Here is a 6,170-nt window from a genome sequence, read left to right on the forward strand (position 1 = left end):
AATGTGTTTGGAAATTATTATAACTCAAAACTTTATGTTCATGAAATATTCTTCATTAAAACATTTTAACCTTTTACAGCACCTGCCATCATGCCTTTTATAATCTTGTCTTGACCTAAGACATAAGCTATTAGCATCGGCAAAAGTGATAATGTCAAAAACGCCATTATAGCTGGAATGTCTGAACCATATTGACCTTGGAAATCCCAAATACCCAAAGGTAAAGTTCTCCTTGATGGACTGCTTGTCAGCACAAGAGCAAATATAAATTCATTCCATAAATAAGTACCATTGTAGATTGCTACAGTAATGAGTGCAGGCTTTGAAAGCGGAAGGATTATATCAGAGTAAATTCTAAAAAAGCTACATCCATCAATTTTGGCTGCTTCTTCAAGTTCAACAGGAATTTCTCTCATAAATTCTGTTAAGATGAATACTGACATAGGAAGACTTAAAGCTACATACGGTCCAATTAAACCGAAAATGTTGTCATAAACTCCTATCCTCTTTGTCAAAAGATAAATAGGAATCAAAGTTACATGAATAGGAATTGCCATTCCTGCTATAATTAGAGAATACAATGCACTATTGAGCTTAAATTTAGTCCTTGCAAACACGTATGCAGCCATTGACGAAATGAGCAAAATAAGAACCACAGATAGCGAAACAGCAATGACACTATTTTTGAAATACGAAACAAAGTTGCCTTTGAAAACTGTCAAGTAGTTACTAAACGTTGGCTGCTTAGGTAATTCCCAAACCGCTCCTGTTAGCAAATCCATTTGAGTTTTGAAAGATGTAAAAGCCATAAATAAAAACGGCAAGTCAGCAATCAGAACCCACACAATTAAGAAAACTATAAACCACTTTTTTATTTCCTTTTTCATTCCCATTTCTCTTTTCACCTCTATTTCTTTAAGCAGTTAGTGTTTTTTGGTCAAGCTTCTTTTTGTCTTGTTGCAAAGTATGCAATAATTCCTGCAGTCGTTATAATGATGAACATTGCTGAAGCTATTGTACTGCCATAGCCCATTTTAAATGAAGCAAAGGCATTTTTGTACATGTATGTTGCCATAAGCTCAGTTGCTCCAGCTGGTCCGCCTTCTGTCATAACGTATATCAAATCGAAATATTTCAAAGACCCAATTAATGAAAGTATACATGCTGTTTTTATTGAAGGTAGCAGTAGAGGTATCTCAATCTTCCAAAAATATTGAGTTTGCGTTGCACCATCTATTTTAGCTGCTTCATAAAGCTCTTGAGGAATATTTGATATAGCAGCTATAAAGAATATCATGTAAAACGGAATGTATTGCCAGCATATAACAGCAATTACGGAGTATAGCGCTATTGAAGGGTCTCCAAGCCAATCTTTGGCAAAATTCTCTAAGTGAAGTAAATTTAAAATTGCAGAAATTAAACCGAATTGAGGGTCATAAACATACTTAAAAAGAACACCTATTGCAACTGAGGACATCAGCATAGGTAAGTAAAAGAGAGATTTGAAAATATCAAATTTTTTGCCACCTCTGTCTATTATGACTGCAATTAAAATAGCAAGCGGAATTTGTATCAAAAGAGAGAGTATTATTATTTTTATATTGTTAGTTAACGAATGCCAAAAGACACTGTCAGTAAAAAGAGCTGACCAATTTTTAAACTTTACAAATTCTTTTTTTGGCGAAATTCCGTCCCACTCGTAAAAACTTAACCAAAAAGACATTATAATTGGATAGACTATATATATACCCATAAGAATTAATGTGGGAAGCAAAAACAGTAATATGCCGACCTTTTCTAAAATACTTTGTACTTTTGTGTTGGTCATCAGCAAAAACCTCCTCAAGAATTCTGCCCTTCACCTTGAAAAAAACAGTTTTTTTATTAAACAACATTGGTTCCCTCCCTTTTAGGGCGGGAACCAATGCTTTTAAATTTCCCACCTATTTACTTACCAAATACTTCTTTAGCTGTTTTCTCCATCTTTTGTGCTGCAGCCTTTGGTGTCATTGTAAGTCCAAACATTGCCTGGCATGTATCCTTGTGAACCTCAGCCAATTGTGGTGGCAGATATTGATCATACCACAGCTGCACATGTTTTGCCTTACTTACTATGCTATTTAATTTCTGAAGTTTTGGATCATTTAGCTTTACACCTTTTACAGGAGGAATTCTTCCAAGCTGAATTCTTTCCTTTACAGACTGGTCATCAATTAAGTACTGAATCATTCTGAATGCCTCTTTTGGGTATTTACTGTTACTTGAAATTGCATAGAAGTTGTCACCCAAGGTTCCAACAACATTGTTTGGATCGCCTTTACCACCCTTGATTGCCGGGAATGGGAAGAAATCTAAATTGTTATCATAAAACTTCTTATTTTCGCTCTTTATAACAGAAATCTCCCATGAACCCATGAGTTCCATAGCAGCCTTGCCTGCATACAAAAGCATTCTTGATTGCCCTGTATCATAGTCAAGTCCATTATATCCCTTTGCAAATGCTCCTAACTTAACAAGTTCTTGTAGCATCTCTCCCGCCTTGATAAATACAGGGTCTTCAAAGCTTCCGCCTTTTCTGGTAGCTGCTTTTTCAAAAACTGAAGGACCTCCTAATCTGTCAACAAGATACATGTAAAACATTGAACCAGGCCATTTCGTCTTGTTCGCTAAAGCAAATGGAGCTATTCCTTTTGCCTTCAGTTTTTTAACAATGTTTAATAGTTCATCATAAGTAGTTGGAACCTTCAGAGAATATTTTTTGAAGATTTCTTTGTTATATAGAACAATTGCTATTGCCACATTTTCAACCGGAACAGCCCAAATCTTATTATCAAATGTTACCATGCTAATAGCACCATCTAAGAACCTGTTTTTGTAGTTCTTCTCATTCATATAAGCAGTTATATCTTTTACCTTCCTACTCTTGACATATTCATAGAACTGTCCACCACCCCATGTTGGGAAAACATCTGGAGCTTGGTTTGCACCCATTGCAATTTTCAATTTTGTCTTGAATGCATCATTTTGTAGAGGAACAACTTCCACTTTTACCCCAGGGTTTGCTGCCATAAAGCGGTCAACCGCCTTTTGAATAACTTTCTTTGCATCTTCGTTTGTCTGAATGTGCCAGAATACAATCTTCTTTGTACTTCCTGTTGTGGACCTACTGAAAGCCTTTTCAGAATAAACTGATACGAAGCATACACTGAAGGCAAAAGCAAATCCTAAAAACAAAGCAATCCACTTTTTAAAACTCTTCACACCAATCACTCCTTTTTGTTTGTTTATTAAATAAACTAATTATATTATATCGCCAAAAATTTTTATTGTCCATTTTGACTTATTTATTAAATTAGTACATCTAAATATAAAGTCATTAAATACGGAGAGGCTAATTTGTAAAAAAATTGTTGTACGTATTGCTGATTTTGAAACAAGATATTTGTGAGTTTTGTGAGGAAAGCTTTTAACTATAGTTTTTTCTTTACTTTTAGCTACTGATTTTTCTCAAAAAATACTTTATAATTTAATTACATAAAGAAATTATTTGAGGTCTGATATGAAATGAATAAAGCATTAGTCAAGTTCTTTACAATCTTGGCTTTTTTGCTTGTTCCTATGTACATTATCTGGGCTGTTGTGGACAATACCCAGCAAACTAAAAAGATATCTTCTCCAAACAATCAGAGACAGTATTACATTACCTCAGCCAGCAAAGAAACTACAAAAAAAGGTAGCCAGTTAAACAATGTATATTCAACAGTGTACACTAGTACTTCAGTAGAAAAGGTTTCAGATGCCATTTACATTGTAAGCAGTAAAAATTCGGATGGGACCTCATCGCAGAAAATCTCTTACAAGAATAAAGTCTCTCCATCAGAGATGAAGTATTATAATCCAGTGATAAAATTTATAAAGCAACAGATTTTGGAATCAAATTTATTTGAAGCAGGAGTATATGACATCTACATTGAGAAAATTGACCTTTCGTCAAAATATATAAACGCTGCTGTGATGTTCTATCCGCTTGAAGAAGTTGCGAAAGCCAAAAATTCCTCGATGATTGAAGGAGAAATGATTGTTTTGACACTTTATGTGGATAGAAGTAAGACTCCTGATGAGTATTCTCTATTTTCCATTATAAAGGGAAACCATTCAAATGATTTTTTCAATGTCTTTTTAAAATCTGTCTACAAATTTACTGTCATGAAGAAAGGAGAAGAGTAAAGACAGACATATGAACTCCGAAAAAGGCTCTTTCCGACCAAAAGATGTAAATCTTTCTCGGAAGTTATATGAAATATTCCAAAGGCTATACGAATTTTGGGGACCTCAGAACTGGTGGCCAGCTGAAACAAAGTTTGAAATGGTTGTTGGAGCAATCTTGACTCAAAATACATCGTGGAGCTCTGTCCAAAAGGCTATTTTCAATCTCAAGAAAGCAAATATTCTGTCAATTGAAGGAATTTTACAAACTTCTGATGAAATTTTAGCAGAGCTGATTCGACCAACAGGTTATTACAATCAAAAGGCTAAAAGATTAAAAGATTTTTGCAGTTTTTTAAAAAATGAATTTAACTCTGACTTGAATAAACTATTCAGCCTTGAAATTTCAGAACTGAGAGAAAAATTGCTCTCACAGAAAGGTATAGGATATGAAACTGCTGACAGTATAATACTATATGGAGCAGAGAAGCCTATTTTTGTTGTTGACGCTTATACAAAAAGGCTTTTTCTCAGGCTTGGCTTGATAGAAAGTGAAAAAATTGAATATAACCAGCTGCAATCTATTATTATGGAAAATTTAGAACCTCAAACATCTTTGTTCAACGAGTTTCATGCACTTATTGTAAAACACTGTAAAGAGATTTGTAAGAATAAAAAACCTGAATGCAAAAAGTGTTGCTTACACAAAATGTGTGAGGCTGGCACTTTTAAATAAAGTACCAGCCTCTATTAGAGACTAAACATTATCATTTATCAGCCCAGTTCAAAACCGTGTCGTTGACTGTCATCTTTCCGCCGCCTTCATCTGTAACTGTTAGTTTTCTGTTCTCTATCTCTTCTTTATTTGCACCTTTCTCGACTGTAGACCAGCTACCTCTTGTGTATTTGTATTCGAATGTATCACCTGCGTTAAGTTTCACAGTCACAGTATATGTTCCGTCTTGCAATCTTACAAGTTCTATTGCTCCATCCTTATCTCCTGGATTCCAGTCAGAAAGTCCAGCTTTTCCAAGCGAACCTGCCAAATAGATAATATCATCATCTGTCCCAGCTGGAACTTTTACATTGAATGTAACTTCAATATTTCCATTACCGTGAACCACCGTCCACCTATAGAGGTAGAGGTTTTTGTGAGAAGTTTGGTAGCATCTTAAGCTACCCTTATTCTCACAGGGTGGTTCACACACCCACTACTGGTTATCTGCTTCTTCGCAGACTCACCAGCTACTTTCACAAGTATATTTATCGCTCCATTTATATCCGCATTTACTACATACCCACAATTCTTGCATACATACAATCCCCTGTATCTTCTGCTACTTTTGCTAACCTGCCCACACCTGCTACATCTTTGTGATGTATAGCTCTCATCCACTTCCACATACCTTATACCATAATACATGCACTTTGATTTTAGCTTCCTCTTGAACTTGTCATACGGTATCCCCACAAAATTTTGATTGTTTATAACTCCAAGCTCTATCCCCTGCTTTATACCTTTCATTCTGCCAACAACTACTGTACCTATTTGATTGTCCAAACAGTGCTTGATTATCAAACTCACAGCTTGATTCAAAAAGTTGTCAATTATATGCTGCCTTTTGCGAGAAACTAAAGCAAGTTTTCTGCCACATTTTATCCCTTGCTTGCTGTAAATCGACTGAAGTCTTGCTCTTTGTTTGTTGTACCATCGGTTGACTGATTTTAGAAACCTGCCCTCTATCAAAAAGGCAGTCCCGATGGTATCAACCACCGCCGCAAAATTGTCAAGCCCTAAGTCTACCCCTAAATACCTGCTCAAATCAAAAATACTCAGCTGCTGCTTATCTTCATACACATACTCAATCTCAAACCATCTACCACCCAGCCTTGGCACTATCCTGACTTCCTTAATTTTCTTACCCAAAACCGTAGCTGGCAGGTCAAAATACAGGTACCTTACA

The 6,170-nt window shown here is 35.5% G+C and carries 6 protein-coding genes and 1 pseudogene; 2 read left to right on the forward strand and 5 right to left on the reverse strand.

Translation table 11 applies throughout. The features are described 5' to 3' along the window. Positions 1-65 precede the first annotated feature (65 nt). The 3 genes from H964_RS00520 to H964_RS00530 form a co-directional block, all read right to left on the reverse strand. Positions 66-893, reverse strand: coding sequence for a carbohydrate ABC transporter permease (locus tag H964_RS00520; RefSeq protein WP_039763689.1), 828 nt, complete (start codon positions 891-893; stop codon positions 66-68). A gap of 44 nt (positions 894-937) precedes the next feature. Further along, positions 938-1,828 carry a carbohydrate ABC transporter permease gene (locus tag H964_RS00525; RefSeq protein WP_039763690.1) on the reverse strand — a complete coding sequence of 297 codons (891 nt, stop codon included), beginning with the start codon at positions 1,826-1,828 and terminating at the stop codon, positions 938-940. A 119-nt stretch (positions 1,829-1,947) separates the two neighbouring features. Beyond that, positions 1,948-3,261 (reverse strand): extracellular solute-binding protein, encoded by a 1,314-nt coding sequence (locus H964_RS00530; protein ID WP_039763693.1) that lies wholly within the window; start codon positions 3,259-3,261, stop codon positions 1,948-1,950. Positions 3,262-3,564: 303 nt separating this feature from the next. Here H964_RS00530 and H964_RS00535 point away from each other — a divergent pair, with 303 nt between their 5' ends. Further along, a complete protein-coding gene (locus H964_RS00535) occupies positions 3,565-4,227 on the forward strand; it encodes a hypothetical protein (protein ID WP_039763696.1) in 663 nt (220 codons plus the stop codon). 10 nt (positions 4,228-4,237) lie between these two features. Further along, on the forward strand, positions 4,238-4,942 hold the full coding sequence (locus H964_RS00540) for an endonuclease III domain-containing protein (RefSeq protein ID WP_051109277.1): 705 nt from the start codon (positions 4,238-4,240) through the stop codon (positions 4,940-4,942). A gap of 31 nt (positions 4,943-4,973) precedes the next feature. Here H964_RS00540 and H964_RS00545 read toward each other — a convergent pair. Together H964_RS00545 and H964_RS00550 are read right to left on the reverse strand one after the other, a co-directional pair. After that, positions 4,974-5,327: pseudogene (locus tag H964_RS00545) on the reverse strand (CBM20 domain-containing protein); the annotation flags it as partial. Positions 5,328-5,377: 50 nt separating this feature from the next. Next, on the reverse strand, positions 5,378-6,170 hold a 793-nt coding region (locus H964_RS00550), incomplete at its 5' end, for an RNA-guided endonuclease InsQ/TnpB family protein (RefSeq protein ID WP_039763710.1).

The sequence above is a fragment of the Caldicellulosiruptor sp. F32 genome (assembly GCF_000404025.1).
GTDB classification, from domain to species: Bacteria; Bacillota; Thermoanaerobacteria; order Caldicellulosiruptorales; family Caldicellulosiruptoraceae; genus Caldicellulosiruptor; species Caldicellulosiruptor saccharolyticus.

What these genes read in the sequence shown, in the direction of transcription:
- H964_RS00520 (WP_039763689.1), bottom strand. Translation starts at nt 893, where the DNA reads ATGGGAATGAAAAAGGAAATAAAAAAGTGGTTTATAGTTTTCTTAATT.
- H964_RS00540 (WP_051109277.1), top strand. Translation starts at nt 4,238, where the DNA reads ATGAACTCCGAAAAAGGCTCTTTCCGACCAAAAGATGTAAATCTTTCT.
- H964_RS00535 (WP_039763696.1), top strand. Translation starts at nt 3,565, where the DNA reads ATGAATAAAGCATTAGTCAAGTTCTTTACAATCTTGGCTTTTTTGCTT.
- H964_RS00525 (WP_039763690.1), bottom strand. Translation starts at nt 1,828, where the DNA reads ATGACCAACACAAAAGTACAAAGTATTTTAGAAAAGGTCGGCATATTA.